Genomic DNA, 21,759 nt, shown 5'->3' on the forward strand with positions numbered 1-21,759 from the left:
TGAACAGGTGGCCCCATGCTCTTATCGGCGCGCAAACTCTGCCGCTCGTTTGGCGATAATCAAGTATTGTTCGACGTTGATCTCGACCTACAGGCGGGTGAAGTACACGCACTGCTGGGGGAGAACGGCGCGGGTAAATCGACCCTGGTAAAAATTCTGGCGGGTTACCTTCGCCCCTCCTCGGGTGAGGTGTTGCTGGAGGGCAGCCAACGTCACTACCGTGCAAGCGACGAAGCCGAGGCCGACGGTGTGGTGATGATCCACCAAGAGCTGGCGTTGGCGGAACAGCTCAGCGTGGAAGAGAACATATTCTTGGGTCGCGAACTGCGCCGGGGGCTTTTTCTCGATCGGCGAGCCATGCGGGAGCGTAGCCGTGAGGCGCTGGCGGAACTCGAAACCGACGTCGACCCGCGCGCTCGAGTGAAAGACCTCAGCACCTCTGATCAGCAGATGGTCGAGATCGCCAAGGCGATCACCCGCGATGTGCGTGTGCTGATTATGGACGAACCCACCGCTACCCTGACGGAGAACGAAGTAAAGGTACTCTTCGCACTGATTGACCGCCTGCGTCAGCGGGGTGTGGCGATTCTGTATATCTCCCACAAGCTGCGTGAAATTGAGCAGATTGCCGATCGTGTGACGGTGCTTCGTGACGGCCACTTAGTGGATAGCGGGCCCATGGCCGGGCGCAGCAAAGAGGAGCTGGCGCGGCTGATGGTAGGGCGGGAGATTAATGAGATGTACCCCCCGCTTACGCACCTTCCAGCCGATGCACCGGTGGTTTTGGAAGCACGTGAGTTCGTAGTGGCAGGTGCCGTTAAGCAGGCCAGCTTTACCCTGCGTCGTGGTGAAGTTTTGGGGTTTGGTGGGGTGGTGGGCGCGGGGCGAACGGCGCTCCTTGAAGCGGTGTTAGGTATACGCGCGAAAAGTGCTGGGCAGGTACTTCGCAACGGGCAGCCAGTCGTGCTGCGCCATCTACGCGACGCCGTTCGTCACCGCATTGCTTATCTGACTGAGGACCGAAAAGGCAAAGGCCTAGTGCTCAATATGGATCTGCGCTCCAACGTCACCTTGCTCAATTTACGCGCTCACTGCCATCCGCTGATCGACCGCCGCCGTGAAGAGCAGGCCTTCCAGCAGGCTATCCAGCGTTTTGATATTCGCCTGCGCACGGCGGCGCGCACCGCGGCTGAACTCTCCGGCGGTAATCAGCAGAAGCTGCTACTCGCCAAAGTAATGTTCATCGACCCTGAAATCGTGATTATCAACGAGCCGACCCGGGGCATCGATGTGGGCACCAAGCACCAGATCTATCACTTCATTCATGAGCTTACCGAGGCGGGCCGTTCGGTCATCTTAATCTCGTCCGAGATGGGTGAACTGATTGGGCTTTCCCACCGGGTAGCGGTGATGTGTGCGGGTGTGCTCACCGGGGTGCTTGAAGGCGAGCAAATTAATGAACAAGAAATCATGCAGTACGCATCCGGCATTAAGGGAGTAGGGGTCGATGAGCAGCGTTATGGCTAATAACAAAACAACTAATAAAGCAGCTAACTCAACCGCTCGGCAAAAGGGCTTCGCGATTGACTTGAAAACCTGGGGGCCCTTTGTCGCGTTGGTGGTCTTGGCGTTGCTGGGTGTGCTGATCAATCCAGCCTTTCTGGGCTTGGATAATCTCTCAAATATGCTCACCCGCAGTGCCTTCATCGGCATTATCGCCATCGGCGCCACCTTCGTGATTACCGCCGGCGGGTTGGATCTTTCCGTGGGAGCGATGGCCGCCTTTATTGCCGGGGTAATGATTATCCTTATGAATAGCCTCGTCGAGCAGTTCGGCGCTGGGTTGACCACCGTACTGTTCGGCGTTGTCGCCTCGCTACTGCTAGGGCTATGCGCTGGTTTTATCAACGGCATGGTGACCACCAAAGGCAAAATCGAGGCGTTTATCGTCACCCTAGGCACCATGGGGATTTACCGCTCGCTGGTTACCTACTTGGCCGATGGCGGCACCTTAACGCTGGATTGGGCGGTGCGCGATATCTACCGCCCGGTCTATTACGGCAGCTTTCTTGGCATCACCATTCCGGTATGGGTGTTTTTCTTTGTCGCTGTCATCGGCTACATCTTGCTCAATTACACCCGCTTTGGACGCTACTGCTTTGCCATCGGCTCCAATGAGAAAGTCGCCGAATATAGCGCCATCCATGTGGATCGTATCAAGACCATGACCTACATGCTGCAAGGCGTGTGCGTGGCATTGGCGACGATTATCTATGTGCCACGGCTGGGCTCCGCATCAGGGGCGACCGGGGTGCTCTGGGAGTTAGAGGCAATTGCTGCGGTGATCATCGGCGGCACCATGCTCAAGGGTGGGCATGGGCGCATCTGGGGAACGGTCGTGGGCGCCATCATGCTCACCATGATCGGCAATATTCTCAATTTGACCGACGCCATTTCCAACTATCTCAACGGTACGGTGCAGGGGATCATCATCATCGTGGCGGTCTACCTGCAGCGTGCCTCGTGGAGAAAGACAGGACCATAAACTCACCAGCCATCAGGGCAACATCAACCACAAGCAGTGCGCAACATAACAACTACAAACACGAAAGGAGCATTAATATGCCAACCATCAAAACAGCCGTGGCGACGTTTGCCACCACGGCAGCACTCTCGACAGCCATAGGGTTTTCCGGTGCAGCCGTTGCCCAGGAAGTCACCATCGGCGTATCGATTCCAGCGGCTACCCACGGCTGGACGGGCGGGGTCAACTACCACGCCGAAGAGGCTAAAAAGCGCCTTGAGGCGCTCTATCCCGATATTGAAATCACCATATCTACAGCGGGTACGGCAGGTGAGCAGGCCAATGATTTGGAAGACTTGGTATCGCTACGCAATATTGATGCTTTGGTCGTGCTGCCGTTTGAGTCTGGGCCGCTGACCGATCCAGTGCGCCGTGTTAAAGACTCGGGGGTGTTCGTAACCGTCGTGGATCGTGGCCTGACCGAAGAGGGTATTGAAGACCTTTATGTGGCGGGCAACAACCATGAGCTAGGCCGCGTTTCCGGCGAGTACATTCGTGAGCGCCTGGATGGTGAAGGCGACATTGTGGTACTGCGCGGCATTCCCACCGTTATCGACGATGAGCGGGTGCAAGGCTTCCAAGAGGCGATCGAAGGCTCTGACGTTAATATCCTCGATATGCAGCACGCCAACTGGAACCGCGATGATGGCTTTGAAGTGATGCAGGACTACCTGTCGCGCTTCGACAATATCGACGCCGTTTGGGCCCAGGATGACGATATCGCCCTCGGCGTCATCGAAGCGGTTCGCCAGGCGGATCGTGAAGACGAGCTGTTTATTGTTGGCGGCGCGGGCATGAAGGACATTATCAAGCGGGTCATGGACGGCGATGAATTAGTGCCCGTCGATGTGCTCTATCCGCCCGGTATGATCGCGACAGCCATGGACCTGACCGTGCAGCACTTTGTCTCCAATGGCCCGGTGGTGGGCGAGTATATTCTGGGCTCCCCGCTGATCACCCAGGAGAATGCCGAGCAGTACTACTTCCCCGACTCTCCGTTCTAAACACGGTCTGATCGCGTACTGATAACGCGTACTGACAGATAGGCGCGGGTAAAAAGCACTACTCCCACCCGCGCCTACCCAAGCACTTAATCAAAAACAATAGTGAGAGAGTCCTATGAAAACAATCAAAGGGCCAGCGCTCTTTCTCGCCCAATTTGCCGGTGACGAAGCCCCGTTTAATAGCCTGAAGAGCATTGCCGCCTGGGCGTCGGGATTAGGCTATAAGGGCGTGCAGATTCCCAGCTGGGATGCGCGCATGATCGATTTAAAACGCGCCGCCGAGAGCCGCACCTATTGCGACGAGATCAAAGGCACCCTGGCCGAGCACGGTTTGGCGCTCACCGAGCTCTCCACTCATCTGCAAGGCCAACTGGTGGCGGTGCATCCCGCTTATGATGAGATGTTCGATGGCTTTGCGGCGCCGGAGGTACGCGGTAATCCCAAGGCGCGCCAGGCCTGGGCCGTTGAGCAGCTAATGCTGGCGGCCAAGGCGTCGCAAAACCTGGGACTCACCGACCACGGCACCTTCTCCGGATCCCTGGCGTGGCCGTTTGTCTACCCCTGGCCCCAGCGCCCTGCGGGGTTGATCGAAACCGCTTTTGACGAGCTGGCTAAACGCTGGCGCCCGATTTTGGACGCCTTTGACGAGGCGGGGGTGAACCTGTGCTACGAGATTCATCCCGGCGAGGATCTCCACGACGGCATCACCTTCGAGATGTTCCTTGAGCGGGTCGGCAACCACCCGCGCTGCCACATTCTTTACGACCCCAGTCACCTGATTCTGCAGCAGCTTGATTACCGCGGCTTTTTGGATGTGTACCGCGATCACATTCAGATGTTTCACGTTAAGGACGCCGAGTTTAACCCCAGCCCCAAGCAGGGCGTTTATTCCGGCTATCAGTCATGGACAGAGCGCGCGGGCCGCTTCCGCTCCCTGGGCGATGGTCAAATCGACTTTAAGTCGATCTTCTCGTGGATGGCGGCCAACGACTACCACGGCTGGGCGGTGTTGGAGTGGGAGTGCTGCCTGAAGCACCCGGAAGTCGGTGCCCGTGAAGGCGCGACCTTTATTCGCGACCACATCATCGAGGTCACCGAGCGGGCGTTTGATGACTTCGCCGACGGTGGCTCCGACGAAGCTGCCAATCGCCGCATTTTGGGTCTCAATTAACTAAAGGGGAGGCAATACGACATGAGTGATCAACACGACACGCCACGTCGGCTGCGCCTGGGCATGGTCGGCGGTGGCCAGGGGGCGTTTATCGGCGGGGTGCACCGCATTGCCGCCCGACTGGATGACCATTACGAGCTGGTGGCCGGGGCCTTTGCTTCTGACCCCGAGCGAAGCCGGGCCGCCGCGGCGGAATTACACGTCGCCGATGACCGCGCCTACCCCGACTACCAAGCCATGGCCGAAGCGGAGCGCAAGCGCTCGGATGGTATCGACGTGGTCGCCATTGTGACCCCCAACCATGTGCACTTCGACGTAGCGCGCACCTTTCTTGAAGCGGGCTTTCATGTGATCTGCGATAAGCCGATGACGATCACCTTGGAAGAGGCGCAAACCCTTGCCGAGCTGGTGGAACGGACGGGACTCTTCTTCGGCTTAACCCATAACTACTCCGGCTACTCGCTGATACGCCAGGCGCGAGAGATGGTGGCCAACGGCGGGCTGGGTGATCTTCGTGTCGTCCAAGTGGAGTACCCGCAAGATTGGCTCGCCACCCGCCTGGAAGAGAGCGGCGTAAAGCAGGCCGAGTGGCGCACCGACCCCAAACGCAGCGGCCCGGCAGGTTGTTTGGGCGATATCGGCACTCACGCCTACCACCTGGCGCGCTATGTGACCGGCCTGGAACTGGAATCACTCGCTGCTGATATGCATACCTTTGTAGAGGGCCGTGCGCTGGATGACAACGTGCATATGCTGCTGCGCTTCAAAGGCGGTGCCCGGGGCATGTTGTGGTCGAGCCAGGTCGCGCCGGGTAACGAAAACGGCCTACAGCTGCGCGTTTATGGCAGCAAAGGTGGCCTCGCTTGGCGTCAGGAAACCCCCAACCAGTTACTACACTCACCGCTGGGCGAGCCATCGCGAATTTTAACCCGTAATGGCCCCGGCCTTGGCGAAGCTGCCATGGCTGCGGCGCGAATTCCGGCGGGGCATCCAGAGGGTTATCTCGAAGCCTTTGCCCAGCTTTATGGTGATTTTGCGGTGCAAATTCGTGCCCATCAAAACGGCGGCAACGCCAATTCACTGACGGCGCCAACGCCTGGTGTGGCCGACGGCGTTGACGGCCTGAGGTTTATCACTCGTGCGCTGGCTTCATCCGCTGCTGGCGGGCAGTGGGTGGATATCTAGCACACGCTAAAACACGAAAAAGAGAGAGGTGGGAAACCCTATGAATCAGCACTCAGCGCGCTATGTAAGCCTTGATCAGCGTGTGGTCTTTATTACCGGCGGTGGCAGCGGCATTGGCGCCGCGCTCACCCGTGCCTTTCATCATCAGGGCGCGCGGGTGGTGTTTGTCGATATCAACGACGCCGCCAGCGAGGCGCTGGTCGCTGAACTCAGCGGCGAGACTGGCGAGGCACCTCGTTATCACCACTGCGACATTCGTGATGTGGCCAGCCTACAGCAGGTCATCGCCGAGACCGGCCGGGAGATGGGGCCGATTCATACCCTGGTGAACAATGCCGCCAGCGACGACCGCCACGACTGGCGGGAGGTAGATGTGGCCTATTGGGATGAGCGTATGTCGCTCAACCTGCGGCCGATGTTTTTTGCCGCCCAGGCGGCGGCTGAACAGATGATTGAAGCGGGCGGGGGATCGATTATCAATTTTGGCTCGGTCAGCGTGCAGATGGCACTGGGGGGACTACCCGCTTATGTCACCGCCAAAGCGGCGGCGCACGGCCTGACACGCAGCCTGGCCCGGGAGCTGGGTGAGCATAACATTCGCGTTAATACTTTGGTGCCCGGTTCGGTGATAACCGAACGCCAGCTCGAAAAGTGGATTAGTCCTGAGGATGAAGTCGCTATTCAGCAACGCCAGTGCCTAAAAATGCGCCTGGAAGCCGAGCATATCGCCCCCGCGGTGCTGTTTTTAGCCAGCGCCGAAAGCCAGGCGATCACCGGCCAGGAGTTGGCGGTGGATGCCGGCTGGGCCTGAGTCCGCTAACGTTGAAATAATATTAGGAGAACATTATGCAGGTAGCTAACAATGACAACGTGTCCTGTTCACGTCCGCGCCACTTAGTACTCGCCGTTGCGGTTGCTGCTGCCTTGGGTTCAGTCGCAGCGGCGGCTGATACCACGGTGACAGTGTTAAGAATTGAGAGCAGCAGCGCTGAAAAGGATTACTACAACGAAGTGGTTGCCGAGTTTGAGGCCCAAAACCCCGATATTAACGTTGAGTTCGAATACCTTGCCAACGAGGCCTACAAAACGCGCTTGCCTACCATGCTGCAGTCCAGCCAGCGCCCGGATATCTATTATACCTGGGGCGGCGAAGGGCTGCGCGATCAGGTGGATGCGGGGTTTGTGCGCGACTTGACCGAGCCGATGCGCGATGGCTGGCAGGATATCTACCCTGCTTCAGCGGTGCGTGCCTTTACCCTGGATGATCGGGTCTATGGCGCACCGCTCTACGCCACAGTGGTGGGTATCTGGGCGAACACCGCGCTGACGGAACAAGCGGGAGTCGATGTAGAAGCGATCAAAACCTGGGCGGATTTTGAGAATGCCGTGGTGGCGCTGCGGGAAGAGGGCATAACGCCGCTGGTGGTCGGTGGCCAGGATGGCTGGCCGCTGCACTTCTATTGGGGCTCTTTAGTCACCCGCCTGGCCGGTGGCGAGGGCATCGAAGCGGCAAAAAATGGTGACAACGGCGGCTTTGAAGGTGAGCCCTTTGTACGCGCTGGCGAGATGCTGCAGTCGTTGGTTGAGCTTGATCCTTTTCAGCCCGGCTTTATGGCCACTTCCTACGAGCGCGCCAGCGGCATGTTTGGCGATGGCGAGGCCGCCTTTCACGTGATGGGTGACTGGGACTACCTCCCTTCCAAACAGCGCTCGGTGAGCGGAGAGGGTGTTCCGGATGATGACTTGCGGTTTATTCCTTTCCCAGAGGTCGAAGGTGGTGAGGGCAACGCACAGAGTTTTGGTGGCATGAACGGTTTTGCGGTCACCCGCGACGCGCCCGACGAAGCGGTAGAGTTCTTGCGCTTTCTACTCAATGCGGGGAATCAGCGTAAAGCGGCGGCCACGGGGATCTTTGTGCCGGTCGCCGAGGGCTCCGCCGAAGCGCTTGAAACCCCCTATGCCCGCCGCGTCGCAGAGATCCTTGATGAGTCCGAGTTCCATCAGGTGTTCCTGGATCAAGCGTTGGGCACCTCCGTTGGTGCGACGATTAACGATATCAGCGGTGACTTGGCCCAAGGCGTGATCACGCCGGAAGAGGCCGCCGCTCGAGTCGAAGAAGCCTGGCAGTTTAGATGATCTCCCTGCTAAAAGAGCACGCGCGTTACCGCCCGTGCTCATCCACGCTTTGTCTCGGAGTTTGCCATGACCACGCTTGACCGAACCGCCGTGCCGCGTAGGGGGAATGCCGACCGGGTGAAGAAAGGCTTGGTGAGCGGTAAGTTCACCGCGATGCTGATTCTGCTGCCACCGGCGTTAATTCTATTTTCGCTGTTCGTCATTCTGCCCCTGGCGGATGCCGTCTATTACAGCGGCTTTTCCTGGAATGGCTACGGCGCGCCCAGTGACTTTGTCGGCGCGCAAAATTATCAGCGTCTGCTGGATCACTCGGTGTTTCATACTGCGCTTTGGAATACCGCCAAGCTGATACTGGTGTCGCTACTGATCCAAATGCCCCTGGCGCTGGGGTTAGCGCTGCTGGTGTACCGTAAAACACCCACTAATACCCTGTTTAGACTGGTGTTTTTTCTACCTTACATCTTGGCGGAAGTGGCTGCCGGGCTTATCTGGAGCTTTGTCTTCGACGGTGACTACGGCATTACCAGCTCGCTGTTGCATGCCATGGGGCAGGAGTCGGTGTATGTGCTGGCCGACCACCAGTGGGCGTTTCCGGCGATTATGACCGTGATCGTTTGGAAGTACTTTGGCTTCCATATGATGATCTATATTGCCGCCCTCCAGGGCGTGCCCAAGGATCTTGTCGAGGCCGCCAAGCTGGAAGGGGCGAAACCCAGGCAGGTTGCTCTCTTTGTGCAAATCCCGCTGATTAAGCACGCCCTCGTCGTCAGTGGTTTCTTTGCCATTATCGGCTCGCTACAGATCTTCGACATTATCATCCCGATGACCAACGGTGGCCCGTCCAACTCGACCCATACCATCGTCACCTATCTGTATAGCTTTGGTCTTTCACGGCTCAATATCGGCTTCGGTAGCGCCGCTGCGGTGGTGCTGTTTGTGCTCGCTATCGGAATTGCTTTCTTCTACCAACGCACCACCGGCAAGGGGAGTAAGGCATGAAAAGTATTACGACCCGTAACACTCTGCGCGTGATCATCCTGATCGTGGTAGCGAGCGTGGTGATCGGTCCCCTATTAGCGGCATTTTTCGGTGGCTTCAAGGGCAATTCAGAGCTGCGTACCAATCCGCTGTGGCTGCCCGACAGTTGGGATGCGGGCAATTACATCGGCATCCTGCTGGATGGCAATTTCTGGCGCTACTTGGGGAATTCGTTTTTCATCTCGCTAATGACGGTGTTCTTAACCCTGGTGGTGGGGGCCGCCGCGGCTTATGTGTTTTCGCAGATCCGCTTCTTCGGCGCCAAGATGATCCTCTCCTATCTGCTGCTGGGGCTGATGTTTCCCTTCGCGGCGGCCATTTTGCCGCTGTTTATCAAGGTGCGCGATTTGGGCCTGCTGGATACCTATTGGGCGGTGATCCTGCCCCAGACGGCATTTGGTTTGTCGCTGGCCATCCTGCTGTTTAAGGCCTTCTTCGACCAACTGCCCAAAGAGCTTTTTGAAGCGGCCTATGTGGATGGGTGCAGCTATTTGCGCTTCTTCTGGTCGTTCACGCTGCCGCTCTCGACTCCCATTCTGGCCACTGTGGGTGTGTTTGTGTTTGTGCAGAGCTGGAATAACTTTCTGCTGCCGCTGGTGGTGCTCAACGACCGCTCTATCTACACCTGGCCACTGGGCATGATGCAGTTCCAAGGGGAGTACCTGACCCAGTGGAACATGATTCTGGCTTTCGTGACCTTGACCATCATTCCGGCAGTTATCTTCTTTCTCGCCGCCCAGAAATACATCGTGGCTGGCCTGACCGGCGGCTCTGTTAAAGGATAAAGGAGGATCCCTAATGAACGATGTTATTCACAACCCGATTCTGGCCGGGTTCAACCCCGACCCCTCAATTTGCCGGGTAGGCGACGACTACTATCTGGCCACTTCAACCTTTGAGTGGTATCCCGGCGTTCAGATTCACCACTCCCGCGACCTGGCTAACTGGCAGTTGGTCACCCGGCCATTAACTCGTGCCAGCCAGCTGGATATGCGCGGCAACCCAGACTCCTGCGGCATCTGGGCGCCCTGCTTAAGCTATGCCGACGGACTGTTTTGGCTGGTCTACACCGATATGAAGCGTTACGAGGGTAACTTCAAGGATGGACATAATTACGTGGTGACAGCGCTACGTATTGAGGGCCCCTGGAGCGATCCGGTCTATCTCAATTCAAGCGGCTTTGACCCTTCGCTGTTTCACGATACCGATGGCCGCAAATGGCTGATCAACCTGCAGTGGGATTATCGCCAGCGCGAAGGGCGGGATCGCTTCGGTGGCATTGTGCTGCAAGAGTACGATGTGGAGCAGCGCCGCTTAGTCGGCGCTATTACCACTATTTTCACCGGTACCGAACTGAAACTGACTGAAGGGCCGCATCTCTACCGACGCGATGGCTGGTACTACCTAATAGTCGCCGAGGGCGGCACGGGCTACCAACATGCGGTCACCATGGCGCGCTCTAAAACGCTAACGGGCTCTTACCAGCTACACCCTCAAACCCCTCTTTTGACGGCTAGCCATGACCCCGATAATCCACTCCAGCGAGCGGGTCATGCGGATTTGGTCGATAGCCCTGAAGGCGATAGCTACCTGGTGCATTTATGTGGCCGCCCCTTGCCGGATACCCGGTTGTCACCACTGGGGCGCGAAACCGCTATTCAGCGGGTGGAGTGGGGGGCTGATGGCTGGCTACGGCTCGCCGAGGGAGGCAATACCCCAGCATTTCAGGTGGCGATAAGTGGGGTAACGCAGAAGTCGCCTGCCCTTGAGGAACGCTACGATTTTGAAACAGACACGCTGCCCGCTGCGTTTCAGTGGCTGCGCACCCCCTACCCTGAACGGCTCTTTTCACTTACCGAGCGGCCCGGCTACTTGCGCCTATTTGGCCGTGAGTCGGTCGGTTCTTGGTTTGAGCAGGCGTTAGTCGCCCGGCGCCAGGACAGCATTTACTGCAGTGCCGAAACGACGCTGGATTTTGAACCTGACGATATTCAGCAGTTTGCCGGGCTGATCGCCTACTACAACCGCTTCAAATTCCATTACCTGGCGGTGACCCTGAATGACACAGGCGACAAGGTGCTGAGCATTATCAGTTGCCTGGATGATTGGCCTAACGGGAATCTGGAGATAGCTGATGCGAGCGTGCGCCTTGCCCCTGGCACCACGATTCGGCTCGGGCTGGATATTCACGCCCGGGAGTTGCGCTTTCGCTATGCCCAAGGTAGCGAGGAGTGGCAGCCGATTGGGCCCGCGTTAGACGCTGGCCTGCTCTCCGACGAAGGCAGCGGTCGCGCCCACGGCTACTTTACCGGCACCTTTTTAGGGATGGCCGCCCACGACATTAGCGGCCGCGGCACCCCCGCCGACTTCCAGGCGTTCTGCTATCGCCGCGCCCCTCTTTCAGAGACGAGATAAGCTCATGGCTGAAGTAACACTACGCGACATAGAAAAGACGTTTCATGGTAAGACCACGGTTATCCCCGACTTAAACCTGCATATCGAAGATGGCTCTTTTACCGTGCTGGTTGGGCCTTCCGGCTGCGGCAAATCCACGCTGCTGCGAATGATCGCAGGCCTTGAAACCGTAACCCAGGGAACCATCACCATTGGCGGTGAAGACGTCACCACCGCCGAGCCCAGCGACCGGGATATTGCCATGGTCTTTCAGTCCTACGCGCTGTATCCGCACATGACGGTTGCGCGCAATATCGACTTTGGCATGCGGCTAGCCAAGGTACCCACCAAAGAGCGAGAAGCCAAAGTGGCCGAGGCCGCACGCCTGCTCAATCTTGAAGATCTGCTGGAGCGTAAACCTGCTGAGCTCTCCGGCGGGCAGCGCCAGCGGGTGGCGATAGGGCGTGCCATTGTGCGCAGCCCAGGCGTGTTTCTGTTCGACGAGCCGCTGTCGAACCTGGATGCCTCGCTGCGCAACCGTATGCGGGTCGAGCTGGCCGAACTCCATCAACGACTCGAAACCACCATGGTGTATGTCACTCACGATCAGGTAGAGGCAATGACTCTGGCCGACTGCATCGTGGTGATGAACGCCGGGCAGATTGAGCAAATGGGCAAGCCCATGGCGCTTTACCAGCGCCCTGAAACACTGTTTGTCGCAGGCTTTATTGGCTCGCCGAAAATGAACTTAATCGAAGGGCCGCTAGCGGCGGCCTATGGCGCCACCACTCTAGGTATCCGACCTGAGCATCTAGAGGTCAGCCGTGAGCAGGGCGAGTGGAAAGGCCGTGTGCGGTTCATTGAGAAGCTCGGCGCTGACGCCTTTGCCTATGTGGACAGCGAACAGGCCGGCCCGCTCACCGTGCGTCTCTCTGGCGATGTCGAACTGAGTAATGGCGACACGCTGTTTATTACTCCCCAACAGGCCCAGCTCCACGCGTTCGATGTCGGCGGACAGCGTCTGCCTGATGACGCGGTACGGTCTCACGCGAGTAGTAATGGCAGTAGTGAACTCATGACATAGGTGTGTTGGATCGTAGCTAATCATTGCCCCAATGACCTGATTAATCAGGGATCATGTGCCTATTTTAAACAGTGATAGGCTAGTTTTTATTAATAAAATCAAATGGTTGGTTTCTGTTTTAAACATATAAGAAGTTGTTTAATAATGGTTTTTATTTACTGTTGGCACAAGCTGGCACGGAGGCTGCAATGAAGTGCGTAAGAGCGTAACAGGTAGGACGACCTGACGTTCTTGCCCTTTAAACTGACGTGCAATGCTCGCACCGACGTTTAATTTAAGCAGTAAAGCCATATAGGAGCAGTATCATGATGAAGACGGAATCTCTCAAGAAACTTGGCATCCTAGGTGTATCGTTTGGTCTGATGGCCAGCCCGCTTGCTTTTGCTCAAGTGGATAGCAGCGACGAGTACGAACCGACCCCGCAGGAAGAAACGACGCAGGATGATCAAGGCACCTACAACAGCTACGACACTGAGCAAGATAAAGGTTCGGATGTAGGTACTGAGTACGAAGAGGAAGAGCAAGAATTCACTTACGAAGAAGAGGAAGAGGAGCAAGAAGTCCCCGCCACTGATGAAGAGGAGGATGACTCTGGGTGGTAATTGCAATTTTTTAAGGACTCACTTTTCTCGGGCTCAAAGATGAGCCAACGGATGCCCCGCCAACTGTGGGGCATCTTTGTGTGTGGCCGTTAACACTATCAACCAAAGCGGACGATATCATTTCACGCTAAAGTGTTAAGCACCTTTACGCTTAACCATTGCCTTCGGTGCCCACAAGGATGTCTCGATGCCTCTGAACTGGAAGGAAGTTCCCCAACTGCCCAAGGCCGAGGGCCGCATAGAGGCGATAGATTTAGCCCGTGGCCTGGCCATTGGTTTAATGATTATGAGCCACACGGTCAGTGGTTTAGTGGGTATTCGCAATGTGCCCGATTGGGGGATGGTGCCGATCCATTTTCTGACCAAATTCTCCTCTTCGCTGTTTATCATGGTGTTTGGCATCGCGCTGGCCGTGGCGTTTCTCTCCCATACCCAAAGCGATGACTGGCCTAAACGCCGATTAAAGCTGTGGCTACGCGCTGTAGAAGTTTGGTTCTGGTACAAAGCGCTGCTCGTTATTGAAATGCTGCCGTTCTATCCGCCCAGCGAAATCGTCGATGCCCTGCTCTATGGGCGCTTTGCCATTTGGGTCGAAATCTTAGGTTTCTACGCCATTGCGCTATTATGGGTGCCGTTAATTCTGCCGCTATGGGCACGGGCACCGCTGTGGAGTCGAATCGCTATCATTGGCGCATTAATAGCGCTCTCTATTTGGCTGCAAAGTCTTTCTTTCGGCGGCAACGATATCCTGAAGGCGCTGCTGGTGGATCACGAAGACCACTACACCTGGGGGCAAATTAGCCGCGCACCGATGATTTTAATCGGGTTGCTGATCGGTGAAGCGCTGCTGCGCTGCTATTTTGAGCCGGTCACGCGGCGGCGCTTAGTGCTTACGCTATTGGGCCTGGGCGCGCTGATGGTCGCAGGGTTCTATGCCATCGCTTTTGCCAGTGGCGATGTGCACGCGGCAATGCTGGCGGTGGCCAACAACGTCGGTAAGCATCCGCCAGGGCTTGAGTTCATGTTGTTTAGCTTAGGCGGTGCGCTGGTGCTGTTAGCTCTCGCATTAGCCGGTGGCGCCAAAGCCGCCAAGGCACTTTTACCGCTGACAGTGGTCGGTTCAGATGCCCTGAAAGCGTTTATCTTCCACATTGTGATGATCTTCTTAGTGCTGCGCTTTCTGTGGGAAGGCGAGGGAATGTATACCTATCCACAGGCGCTGGGTGTGGGCGGGTTGTTGATACTTGGCGCCGCGGGGTGGATCTGGTTGACTCGCTGGATGGCTAGACACCGCTAATCACCACTTATATTTCTGGAGCTGACGATTTGCGACACTGGATACAATGTGGGCTAGTTGCTTTAGCGCTACTGATTGCGTTGCCTGCTCACGCCGATGGCTACGATACACATTGGTACTATGAGGTAGATAAACAGAGCACCTGGCAGGGCGACTTAACCGCGCGCCTGCAAGCGATTGAAGGAGTATTCGAGGGCGAATTGGGCGTTTATGTGCAAAACCTCGCCAGTGGCGAGGCCTACTCCTGGCGCGCTGACGATCCTTGGTATTTAGCCTCGCTGATTAAAATACCGGTGGCAGCACAGGTGCTAGCAGAGCGACAGGCGGGCACGCTGACGCTAGATGAGCGGTTAACGCTTGAGCGGAGTGACTTTGTCGATGGCGCTGGGCCTACCAACTGGCACGACCCCGGTACGCCTCTCTCTATCGGTTATTTAATGGAGCAGATGATTACTGTCAGCGACAACACCGCCACCGATATGCTGATTGATCGCGTGGGCCTGGCGGCGGTTAACGAGCGTGCTCATTTGATGATCGCGGCCAGCGGCGGCAACCCCGATGAGATTGGCCCTATCTCTAAATTAGTGGGAGTACGCCAGGGGGTGTACGGCGAGCTGCACCCGGATGCACGCGCGCTTGGGGGCATGGATTTTATCGCCCTTCGCCAGCATCCGGTCAGCCAGCGTGGGCGAGCGTTAGCTCGGGCGTTGGGAGTCAGTACAGCGTCTTTCATGCAGCCGGATTACGACCACGCTTTCGATGCTTACGAAGCCACCGGTGAGAATGTAGGAACACTTAGAGCTTACGGTGATCTGTTGGCTAGCTTGCGCTCTCTCCAACGAGGACGTGCCATGGAGGAGTTAGACGCCGAGCAGCGGCAGGCACTTTTGGAAATTATGCAGCGAACCAGTTCCGGCAAACAGCGTCTTAAAGCGGGTCTGGGAAGCGACATAAGCTTCGCCCATAAAACCGGCACCCAGCAGCGCCGCAGTTGCGATGCGGGCATTGCCGATAGCGACAACGTTAATACTGCAACACAAGGGCCGTGGGTAATTGTCAGCTGTACTCGCGGGCCTTTGGCGGTAAGTACCCACGAGCGAGCCTTGGCTAGCGTGGGTGAAGCGTTGCGCTATAGCGGTGCTCTCGGCAAGCCGTGATAAACTACCGCCCTTTTAAAAGTGACACCCCAGAAAGAACATCACACTCGTCAGGAGAAAATTATGACACGCGCCAGCGCCCGCCACATTTTGGTCAGCAGTGAAGAGCAGTGCTTAGCACTGAAAGAAGAAATTCAAAATGGCCGCGACTTTGCCGACGTCGCTAAAGAGCATTCAAGCTGCCCCTCCAGCCGTCAGGGTGGCGACCTAGGCAGCTTTGGCCCCGGTCAAATGGTGCCCGAGTTCGACAAAGTCGTCTTCAATGACGAAGTAGGCCAGGTCCACGGCCCGGTAAAAACCCAGTTTGGTTACCACCTGCTGGAAGTGACCGAACGCTCTTAACTTTTCCTAATAAAACGCTCTTAATTCTGCCTAAGAAGGCCGTCAAGCGTCGCGGTTGTTAGACTGCGGCGTGAGGAGTACGCCTTGAACGACCCGATTATTACCATTAACGGCCTGAATAAAACCTACGAAGGTGGCTTTCAGGCGTTAACCCATGTTGATTTAACGATTCAGCGCGGCGAGATCTTTGCCCTGCTTGGCCCCAACGGGGCGGGCAAAACCACGCTCATTAGTGTGGTATGCGGTTTGGTCAACCCCACCGCTGGCCATGTGCTGGTAGACGGGTTCGATAATATTACCCATTACCGCCAGGCCCGGGAGCTTATTGGTTTAGTACCCCAGGAACTCACCAACGAAGCGTTTGAAACTGTCTGGAACACCGTTAGTTTCAGCCGTGGCTTGTTTGGCAAAGCCCCTAACCCAGCGCATATCGAAAAAGTGCTCAAGTCGTTAACGCTTTGGGATAAGCGCAACAACCGCTTAATGACGCTCTCGGGCGGTATGAAGCGGCGCGTGCTGATCGCCAAAGCGCTCTCCCACGAACCGCGCATTCTGTTTCTTGATGAGCCCACCGCTGGGGTTGATGTAGAACTGCGCCGCGAGATGTGGGAGGTAGTGCGTCAACTGCGCGATAACGGCGTCACCATTATCTTGACCACCCACTACATCGAAGAAGCCGAAGAGATGGCTGATCGCATCGGCGTTATCAATCGTGGTGAGCTGGTGCTGGTGGAAGAGAAGGCCGCCCTGATGAGTAAGCTGGGCAGCAAACAGCTGACGCTTAATTTGCACAGCCCGTTAACCGAGATGCCCGCCACACTGCAGCGCTTCGAGCTTAGTCTTGCGGCGGAGGGGTATGAGTTGATTTATACCTACGACGGCAGCCAGGAAGAGGACGGCCACGCGATTTCAGAACTGTTAACTGCCTTGGAGCGGGAAGGCATCACTTTTAAAGACCTGAATACCCGGCAGAGTTCGCTTGAAGATATTTTTGTCGACCTGGTTAACCCAAAGGAGCGTGCATGAACCTTCACCCTGTTCGCGCTATCTACATGGCGGAAATGGCCCGCACGCGCCGCACGTTGTTGCAAAGCATTGTCTCGCCGGTGATCTCTACATCGCTCTACTTTGTGGTGTTTGGTGCCGCGATCGGCTCACGCATCAGCGAGGTCAACGGCGTCAGCTACGGCGCCTTTATTGTTCCGGGGCTGATTATGTTGATGCTGTTGACTCAGAGCGTCTCAAACGCCTCTTTCGGCATCTTCTTTCCCAAGTTTTCCGGCAGCATTTACGAGCTGCTGTCGGCGCCTATCTCGCATTTAGAGATTGTCATTGGCTACGTAGGCGCGGCAGCCTCGAAATCGATTCTGCTCGGGCTGATTATTTTGGCGACCTCGGGCTTGTTTGTACCACTGGAGATCGCCCACCCGTTCTGGATGCTGTTTTTCTTGGTGTTAACGGCCGTCACCTTTAGCTTACTCGGCTTTATTATCGGGATTTGGGCCGATGGCTTTGACCGCCTGCAGCTGGTGCCGCTGTTAGTGATCACCCCGCTGACCTTTTTGGGTGGCAGCTTCTACTCCATTGATATGCTGCCGCCGTTTTGGCAAACCATTACCCTGGCAAACCCCGTGGTGTATCTGGTGAGCGGCTTTCGCTGGAGCTTTTACGGCATCAGCGACGTTAGCCTGGCCGCAAGCGTGGGCATGATTGCGCTATTTCTCGTCGCTTGCCTGGCCACGATTGGCTGGATTTTCCGCACCGGCTATCGCCTTAAACCCTGATTGCCATCCGGCTCGCTATTCATCCCTCACCCTTCACTCTTCACCATGGAGCGCTAGTAAACCCTTATGCCGCTACTGCAAAGTATTGTGCACCGCCTTGACCCGACCATTGACGGTGAGCGCCTGACCCTAACCGCCGCCCCCCAGTCAGAACAGGCGACTACCAGCGACGACTCGGTAATGGCGAGCTTGGTGGGTGCGCTCAACGACACCTACAATACAAAGCCCAAAGGCTGGGGGCGCTTTGCCGAAGAGGGCGAGCAGGCCGGGCCGCTGGCGATGTGGCTGCGTGATTACCTGGCGGACAATAAAAGCTTTGCTGAGTTTTCAGTCGACTTGGCCGAACGGCTCGCCAAACAACTTCAAGAGCAGCTGTCAGTAAGTGGTTACTTAGTGATCAGCCACCAGCGCCAGGGCGATACCGAAACGCTGTTGATGGCTTTGGTGCACCAGCGGGAAGGGATCGGTATTAACGATGATCACCACGCGGTGCCCGCTGCCCAGCTTAATACCAGCCAGCTTACCCTGGCGGCGCGGATTAACCTCACCCAGTGGCAAAGCGATGCCCCGAATGCGCAGTACGTTTCGTTTCTCAAAGATCGCGGCGGTAAAAAACTCGCTGAGGGCTTGGTCGCGCTGCTGGGGATGGAAGAGGGGGTCGATGCCCCGGCTGAAACCCGCACGCTGCTGAAAGCGTTTAGCGACTACGTCGAGAAAGAGGATTATGACGACGAGGTGAGTCGTGAAAAAACCGATACGCTGGTGGATTACGCCAACGAGCAACTGCGCCGTGGCGAGCCGATGACCCTGGAAGAGCTTTCTGGGTTGGTTAACGAGCAGCAGCCGAAAGCGTTTTACGAGCATATTCGCAACGCCGATTACGGGCTCTCGCCGGAGATTCCTCCAGATAAACGCACTTTAAGCCAGTTCCGCCGCTTTACCGGGCGCGCCGGTGGCGTCTCCATCAGTTTTGACTCCCACCTGCTGGGCTCAAGCATTGAGTACGATGCCGCCCAGGATCGCCTGATTATCAAGCAAGTGCCCAAGCAGTTAAGAGAGCAGCTTACCAAGAAGGATTGAGGTAAGGGCCCCTAGGGTCTGTTGACGTAGCCGATCGTATAAAGGGGAATGGCGCTTGCTAGACGCCACTGTGCTAGCATTTAGGTAGTGAAAGAGGAGCTTGCATGAGCGAAGCGGATACGCCCCGACCTGCCGACCACGACAGCCCTTGGAAGATGGCGCTGGAAGGGTACTTCCAGGAATTTTTAGATCTGTTGTTCCCAGCCATTCATGAAAAAGTGGATTGGTCGAAAGGCTTTAGCTTTCTCGATAAGGAGTTACAGCAGATCACAGCGGATGCCAACAGTGGCAGGCGTTACGCCGATAAGCTGATCAAGGTCTATGCACGGGACGGCAGCGAGACGTGGGTGCTGATCCACGTTGAGGTGCAAGGTGAGCCGGAGGAAGCCTTTGCTGAGCGAATGTATACCTATCAGTATCGGCTACGTGACCGCTACGGGGTAGATGTGGTGAGCCTGGCAGTGCTAGCCGATACCCGGGATAGCTTCCGACCCATCGCATTCCGCTATCAGCGCTGGGGTTGCGAGCTGACCTTTACCTTCCCAATCGCTAAACTAATTGATTGGGAAGCACGCTGGGCGGATCTTGAAACCAGCGAAAACGTCTTTGCGCTGGTGGTGATGGCCCAGATCCACGCCAAGCGATTGAAGGACGGTGCAACGCGCAAGGATGTCAAAATTGCCCTCATTCGGCTGCTGTATGAACGGGGCTACAGCCGCGAACAGATTGTGCGGTTGTTTAATATTATCGACTGGATGCTCCAACTGCCGAGAGCTCTGGAGTCTGAGTTTGTCCAGGCGGTCTACGCCATACAGGAGGAAAAACACATGCCTTATGTCAACACCGTTGAGCGCTTTGAACGAGAGAAAGAGCGTCAAGAAGGGCGTCAAGAAGGGCGCCATGAAGGAGTAGAAGGTACGTTGCGTAAGCAAATCGCCTTGAAGTTTGGTGAGATGCCCGATTGGGCAGATCAGCGCCTGACATCGGCTTCAGATGCACTGCTAGACGAGTGGGTAGTACAGATTCTGACGGCAGATAGCTTGGAAACCCTGCTTGATAAACACTAACCAACTGATCACCCACACTCCCCGAATACACATAGGGCAGCCCCATAGGCTGCCCTATGTGTATTCGTCTGATGATGGTTCTTCGCTCAGGGATACTCATTTGGATATGCCCAAACGCCTCTGCACCTTGTACTGAATAGTTACAAAGTGCTCATAAATGCACTTCAAGGATTAGGTACGGTCAGAAGTCGGTAACTATCAATGGAGTGTACCCATGCTAAACGCCATTAGTGATTTTTTTCAGCGCATGCTGGCACAACCCGAACAGCGCGAAAACCAAACGTTGACCCTGGAGCTAGCCACCGCCGCATTGTTATGTGAAATCATCCGCGCCGACTACGACACCAGCGAAGAAGAGCTTGCCGCCCTGCGTACTATGCTCACCGAGCGCTACCGGCTAAGTGCGAGCGATGTGGAAGAGTTGATGACGCTGGCGCAAGCCGAAGTAGATGAAGCCGTCGATCACTACCAGTTCGTGAGCCTGATAAAAGAGCACTACGATTACAACCAGCGCTGTGAATTGGTCGCGCAGATGTGGCAACTGGCCTGGGCCGATGGCAATGTCGACCCCCTGGAGGAGCATCGAATTCGCCGCTTGGCGGACTTGCTTTACGTTAGCCACAGCGATTTTATCCGTACCAAACTGCAAGTAGAGGAGCGCAATAACCACGATGCATAACCGCAACGAAGACTCGAATTTAATGGACCTAATTAGCTCGATAGAGCACATGGAGCAGGATGCTTCTCGAGTTAGCGTTGACGATGTCGTTCATGCCGTGGGGCGCCGCTCTTTTGGGCCGCTGCTGCTGGTGGCTGGGTTAATTACGCTTGCCCCCATTATTGGCGATATACCCGGCATGCCGACGTTAATGGCTGCACTGGTGCTGCTGGTTTCTGTACAGTTGCTGGCGGGGAGAGAAGCGTTCTGGTTGCCCCGTTGGATGCTTAAGCGTTCGCTTTCCCGGCAAAAGTTCGATAAAGGCATTCAGTTGATGAAAAAGCCAGCCCGCTGGATTGATGGACTGTTGCGGGTACGCTTACCGTGGCTAACGGGCTATGTCGGTATCCGTGTGACGGCTATCGTTTGCCTGATGATTGCCTTAGCCATGCCGCCTATGGAGTTTATCCCCTTTTCGGCCAACGGTGCAGGGCTGGCGCTTACGCTGCTAGGGTTAGGCTTGGTCGCCCGTGATGGGGTCGCACTATTGCTGGGGTTTGCGCTGTTCGGCGCCACCTGTGCTTTCATCACGATGAGCTTGATATAACAAAAGGAAAGTCGCCATGACAGACACTTCGCCACCCACGCCACCGGAACAACAGGGAAGCTGGGAGCGGCGCATAGAAACGGCGCTGTGGAACTCGCGCTTTTTGGTGATGCTGGCGGTCGTGCCCAGCCTGCTGGGATCGTTAATGCTGTTTATCGTTGGCACCGTCGATATCTTCAAGGTGGTCGCCGACGTGATGAGTTACTACCTACTGGGCGGCACCCAGAATATCCACGACAGCCTAGTGCCCGATATCATTATTGCGGTGGATATCTATCTGATTGCTATTGTATTGCTGATTTTTGGTTTAGGTGTCTACCGACTGTTTGTTTCCCGCATTGACCAAGCCGAAGCGAGTAATCTGCGCCACCCTTTTAACGTCGCCTCATTAGACCAACTGAAAGATAAAATCGCCCGGGTGGTGATTTTGGCGGTGATTATTGAGTTTTTCCGCGCCGTGGTGGATATTCGCTTTGCCACGCCCCTGGAAGCCATCTATTTAGCGCTTTCTGTCTTGGCGCTGGCGGCGGCCCTCTACTTGATGAGCCTTGGTCACAAAGGCGAGTAAG

The 21,759-nt window shown here is 56.2% G+C and carries 22 protein-coding genes; all 22 read left to right on the plus strand.

Annotated elements, in window-relative coordinates; all coding sequences use genetic code 11:
• Nucleotides 1-15 precede the first annotated feature (15 nt).
• The 22 genes from ACT3UM_RS01815 to ACT3UM_RS01920 all read left to right on the plus strand — a co-directional run bounded on the left by ACT3UM_RS01815 (nucleotide 16) and on the right by ACT3UM_RS01920 (nucleotide 21,758).
• Complete coding sequence (locus ACT3UM_RS01815; RefSeq protein WP_498895603.1) at nucleotides 16-1,527, plus strand: sugar ABC transporter ATP-binding protein; 1,512 nt, start codon at nucleotides 16-18, stop codon at nucleotides 1,525-1,527.
• Nucleotides 1,520-2,545 (plus strand): ABC transporter permease, encoded by a 1,026-nt coding sequence (locus ACT3UM_RS01820; RefSeq protein WP_498895605.1) that lies wholly within the window; start codon nucleotides 1,520-1,522, stop codon nucleotides 2,543-2,545. Before ACT3UM_RS01815 ends, ACT3UM_RS01820 begins: the two co-directional genes overlap by 8 nt.
• A gap of 77 nt (nucleotides 2,546-2,622) precedes the next feature.
• A complete protein-coding gene (locus ACT3UM_RS01825; RefSeq protein WP_498895607.1) occupies nucleotides 2,623-3,588 on the plus strand; it encodes an ABC transporter substrate-binding protein in 966 nt (321 codons plus the stop codon).
• A 115-nt stretch (nucleotides 3,589-3,703) separates the two neighbouring features.
• Complete coding sequence (locus ACT3UM_RS01830; RefSeq protein ID WP_498895609.1) at nucleotides 3,704-4,759, plus strand: sugar phosphate isomerase/epimerase family protein; 1,056 nt, start codon at nucleotides 3,704-3,706, stop codon at nucleotides 4,757-4,759.
• A 21-nt stretch (nucleotides 4,760-4,780) separates the two neighbouring features.
• A complete protein-coding gene (locus tag ACT3UM_RS01835; RefSeq protein ID WP_498895611.1) occupies nucleotides 4,781-5,944 on the plus strand; it encodes a Gfo/Idh/MocA family protein in 1,164 nt (387 codons plus the stop codon).
• A 40-nt stretch (nucleotides 5,945-5,984) separates the two neighbouring features.
• The gene (locus ACT3UM_RS01840; protein ID WP_498895613.1) at nucleotides 5,985-6,755 is read left to right on the plus strand and encodes an SDR family NAD(P)-dependent oxidoreductase; all 771 of its coding nucleotides are present in this window, start codon (nucleotides 5,985-5,987) and stop codon (nucleotides 6,753-6,755) included.
• A 35-nt stretch (nucleotides 6,756-6,790) separates the two neighbouring features.
• A complete protein-coding gene (locus ACT3UM_RS01845) occupies nucleotides 6,791-8,080 on the plus strand; it encodes an ABC transporter substrate-binding protein (RefSeq protein WP_498895615.1) in 1,290 nt (429 codons plus the stop codon).
• A gap of 66 nt (nucleotides 8,081-8,146) precedes the next feature.
• Nucleotides 8,147-9,079 (plus strand): carbohydrate ABC transporter permease, encoded by a 933-nt coding sequence (locus tag ACT3UM_RS01850; RefSeq protein ID WP_498895617.1) that lies wholly within the window; start codon nucleotides 8,147-8,149, stop codon nucleotides 9,077-9,079.
• On the plus strand, nucleotides 9,076-9,903 hold the full coding sequence (locus ACT3UM_RS01855) for a carbohydrate ABC transporter permease (protein ID WP_008959441.1): 828 nt from the start codon (nucleotides 9,076-9,078) through the stop codon (nucleotides 9,901-9,903). The genes ACT3UM_RS01850 and ACT3UM_RS01855 overlap by 4 nt, the downstream gene beginning before the upstream one ends.
• A 13-nt stretch (nucleotides 9,904-9,916) precedes the next feature.
• Nucleotides 9,917-11,533 carry a glycoside hydrolase family 43 protein gene (locus ACT3UM_RS01860; protein ID WP_498895620.1) on the plus strand — a complete coding sequence of 539 codons (1,617 nt, stop codon included), beginning with the start codon at nucleotides 9,917-9,919 and terminating at the stop codon, nucleotides 11,531-11,533.
• 4 nt (nucleotides 11,534-11,537) lie between these two features.
• Nucleotides 11,538-12,596 (plus strand): ABC transporter ATP-binding protein, encoded by a 1,059-nt coding sequence (locus ACT3UM_RS01865; protein WP_498895622.1) that lies wholly within the window; start codon nucleotides 11,538-11,540, stop codon nucleotides 12,594-12,596.
• Nucleotides 12,597-12,901: 305 nt separating this feature from the next.
• Complete coding sequence (locus ACT3UM_RS01870) at nucleotides 12,902-13,198, plus strand: hypothetical protein (protein ID WP_374694456.1); 297 nt, start codon at nucleotides 12,902-12,904, stop codon at nucleotides 13,196-13,198.
• A 187-nt stretch (nucleotides 13,199-13,385) separates the two neighbouring features.
• Complete coding sequence (locus ACT3UM_RS01875) at nucleotides 13,386-14,495, plus strand: heparan-alpha-glucosaminide N-acetyltransferase domain-containing protein (protein WP_498895624.1); 1,110 nt, start codon at nucleotides 13,386-13,388, stop codon at nucleotides 14,493-14,495.
• A 29-nt stretch (nucleotides 14,496-14,524) separates the two neighbouring features.
• Nucleotides 14,525-15,652 carry a serine hydrolase gene (locus ACT3UM_RS01880; protein ID WP_498895626.1) on the plus strand — a complete coding sequence of 376 codons (1,128 nt, stop codon included), beginning with the start codon at nucleotides 14,525-14,527 and terminating at the stop codon, nucleotides 15,650-15,652.
• 63 nt (nucleotides 15,653-15,715) lie between these two features.
• Nucleotides 15,716-15,994, plus strand: a complete 279-nt coding sequence (locus ACT3UM_RS01885) for a peptidylprolyl isomerase (RefSeq protein WP_498895628.1) — start codon at nucleotides 15,716-15,718, stop codon at nucleotides 15,992-15,994.
• Between the two features lie 84 nt (nucleotides 15,995-16,078).
• Complete coding sequence (locus tag ACT3UM_RS01890) at nucleotides 16,079-17,020, plus strand: ABC transporter ATP-binding protein (RefSeq protein WP_498895630.1); 942 nt, start codon at nucleotides 16,079-16,081, stop codon at nucleotides 17,018-17,020.
• Entirely contained in the window at nucleotides 17,017-17,778 is a 762-nt protein-coding gene (locus ACT3UM_RS01895) for an ABC transporter permease (RefSeq protein WP_498895632.1), read from the plus strand. Before ACT3UM_RS01890 ends, ACT3UM_RS01895 begins: the two co-directional genes overlap by 4 nt.
• 66 nt (nucleotides 17,779-17,844) lie before the next feature.
• The gene (locus ACT3UM_RS01900) at nucleotides 17,845-18,858 is read left to right on the plus strand and encodes a nucleoid-associated protein (protein WP_498895634.1); all 1,014 of its coding nucleotides are present in this window, start codon (nucleotides 17,845-17,847) and stop codon (nucleotides 18,856-18,858) included.
• A gap of 104 nt (nucleotides 18,859-18,962) precedes the next feature.
• A complete protein-coding gene (locus ACT3UM_RS01905) occupies nucleotides 18,963-19,925 on the plus strand; it encodes an RpnC/YadD family protein (RefSeq protein ID WP_498895636.1) in 963 nt (320 codons plus the stop codon).
• A gap of 214 nt (nucleotides 19,926-20,139) precedes the next feature.
• Nucleotides 20,140-20,604, plus strand: a complete 465-nt coding sequence (locus tag ACT3UM_RS01910) for a tellurite resistance TerB family protein (RefSeq protein ID WP_498895638.1) — start codon at nucleotides 20,140-20,142, stop codon at nucleotides 20,602-20,604.
• A complete protein-coding gene (locus tag ACT3UM_RS01915) occupies nucleotides 20,597-21,190 on the plus strand; it encodes an exopolysaccharide biosynthesis protein (protein WP_498895640.1) in 594 nt (197 codons plus the stop codon). The genes ACT3UM_RS01910 and ACT3UM_RS01915 overlap by 8 nt, the downstream gene beginning before the upstream one ends.
• Nucleotides 21,191-21,206: 16 nt before the next feature.
• The gene (locus tag ACT3UM_RS01920; RefSeq protein ID WP_498895642.1) at nucleotides 21,207-21,758 is read left to right on the plus strand and encodes a YqhA family protein; all 552 of its coding nucleotides are present in this window, start codon (nucleotides 21,207-21,209) and stop codon (nucleotides 21,756-21,758) included.
• Nucleotide 21,759: the final 1 nt, after the last annotated feature.

Origin of the sequence: Halomonas sp. AOP13-D3-9 (genome assembly GCF_052379125.1) — a bacterium.
Classification (GTDB): Bacteria; Pseudomonadota; Gammaproteobacteria; order Pseudomonadales; family Halomonadaceae; genus Vreelandella.

Bases quoted from the DNA above. Each gene is read 5' to 3' on its own strand.
- ACT3UM_RS01860 (WP_498895620.1), top strand. From the start codon at position 9,917: ATGAACGATGTTATTCACAACCCGATTCTGGCCGGGTTCAACCCCGAC.
- ACT3UM_RS01905 (WP_498895636.1), top strand. From the start codon at position 18,963: ATGAGCGAAGCGGATACGCCCCGACCTGCCGACCACGACAGCCCTTGG.
- ACT3UM_RS01835 (WP_498895611.1), top strand. From the start codon at position 4,781: ATGAGTGATCAACACGACACGCCACGTCGGCTGCGCCTGGGCATGGTC.
- ACT3UM_RS01885 (WP_498895628.1), top strand. From the start codon at position 15,716: ATGACACGCGCCAGCGCCCGCCACATTTTGGTCAGCAGTGAAGAGCAG.
- ACT3UM_RS01915 (WP_498895640.1), top strand. From the start codon at position 20,597: ATGCATAACCGCAACGAAGACTCGAATTTAATGGACCTAATTAGCTCG.
- ACT3UM_RS01855 (WP_008959441.1), top strand. From the start codon at position 9,076: ATGAAAAGTATTACGACCCGTAACACTCTGCGCGTGATCATCCTGATC.
- ACT3UM_RS01830 (WP_498895609.1), top strand. From the start codon at position 3,704: ATGAAAACAATCAAAGGGCCAGCGCTCTTTCTCGCCCAATTTGCCGGT.
- ACT3UM_RS01815 (WP_498895603.1), top strand. From the start codon at position 16: ATGCTCTTATCGGCGCGCAAACTCTGCCGCTCGTTTGGCGATAATCAA.
- ACT3UM_RS01845 (WP_498895615.1), top strand. From the start codon at position 6,791: ATGCAGGTAGCTAACAATGACAACGTGTCCTGTTCACGTCCGCGCCAC.
- ACT3UM_RS01840 (WP_498895613.1), top strand. From the start codon at position 5,985: ATGAATCAGCACTCAGCGCGCTATGTAAGCCTTGATCAGCGTGTGGTC.
- ACT3UM_RS01870 (WP_374694456.1), top strand. From the start codon at position 12,902: ATGATGAAGACGGAATCTCTCAAGAAACTTGGCATCCTAGGTGTATCG.
- ACT3UM_RS01820 (WP_498895605.1), top strand. From the start codon at position 1,520: ATGGCTAATAACAAAACAACTAATAAAGCAGCTAACTCAACCGCTCGG.
- ACT3UM_RS01895 (WP_498895632.1), top strand. From the start codon at position 17,017: ATGAACCTTCACCCTGTTCGCGCTATCTACATGGCGGAAATGGCCCGC.
- ACT3UM_RS01865 (WP_498895622.1), top strand. From the start codon at position 11,538: ATGGCTGAAGTAACACTACGCGACATAGAAAAGACGTTTCATGGTAAG.
- ACT3UM_RS01825 (WP_498895607.1), top strand. From the start codon at position 2,623: ATGCCAACCATCAAAACAGCCGTGGCGACGTTTGCCACCACGGCAGCA.
- ACT3UM_RS01900 (WP_498895634.1), top strand. From the start codon at position 17,845: ATGCCGCTACTGCAAAGTATTGTGCACCGCCTTGACCCGACCATTGAC.
- ACT3UM_RS01910 (WP_498895638.1), top strand. From the start codon at position 20,140: ATGCTAAACGCCATTAGTGATTTTTTTCAGCGCATGCTGGCACAACCC.
- ACT3UM_RS01920 (WP_498895642.1), top strand. From the start codon at position 21,207: ATGACAGACACTTCGCCACCCACGCCACCGGAACAACAGGGAAGCTGG.
- ACT3UM_RS01850 (WP_498895617.1), top strand. From the start codon at position 8,147: ATGACCACGCTTGACCGAACCGCCGTGCCGCGTAGGGGGAATGCCGAC.
- ACT3UM_RS01875 (WP_498895624.1), top strand. From the start codon at position 13,386: ATGCCTCTGAACTGGAAGGAAGTTCCCCAACTGCCCAAGGCCGAGGGC.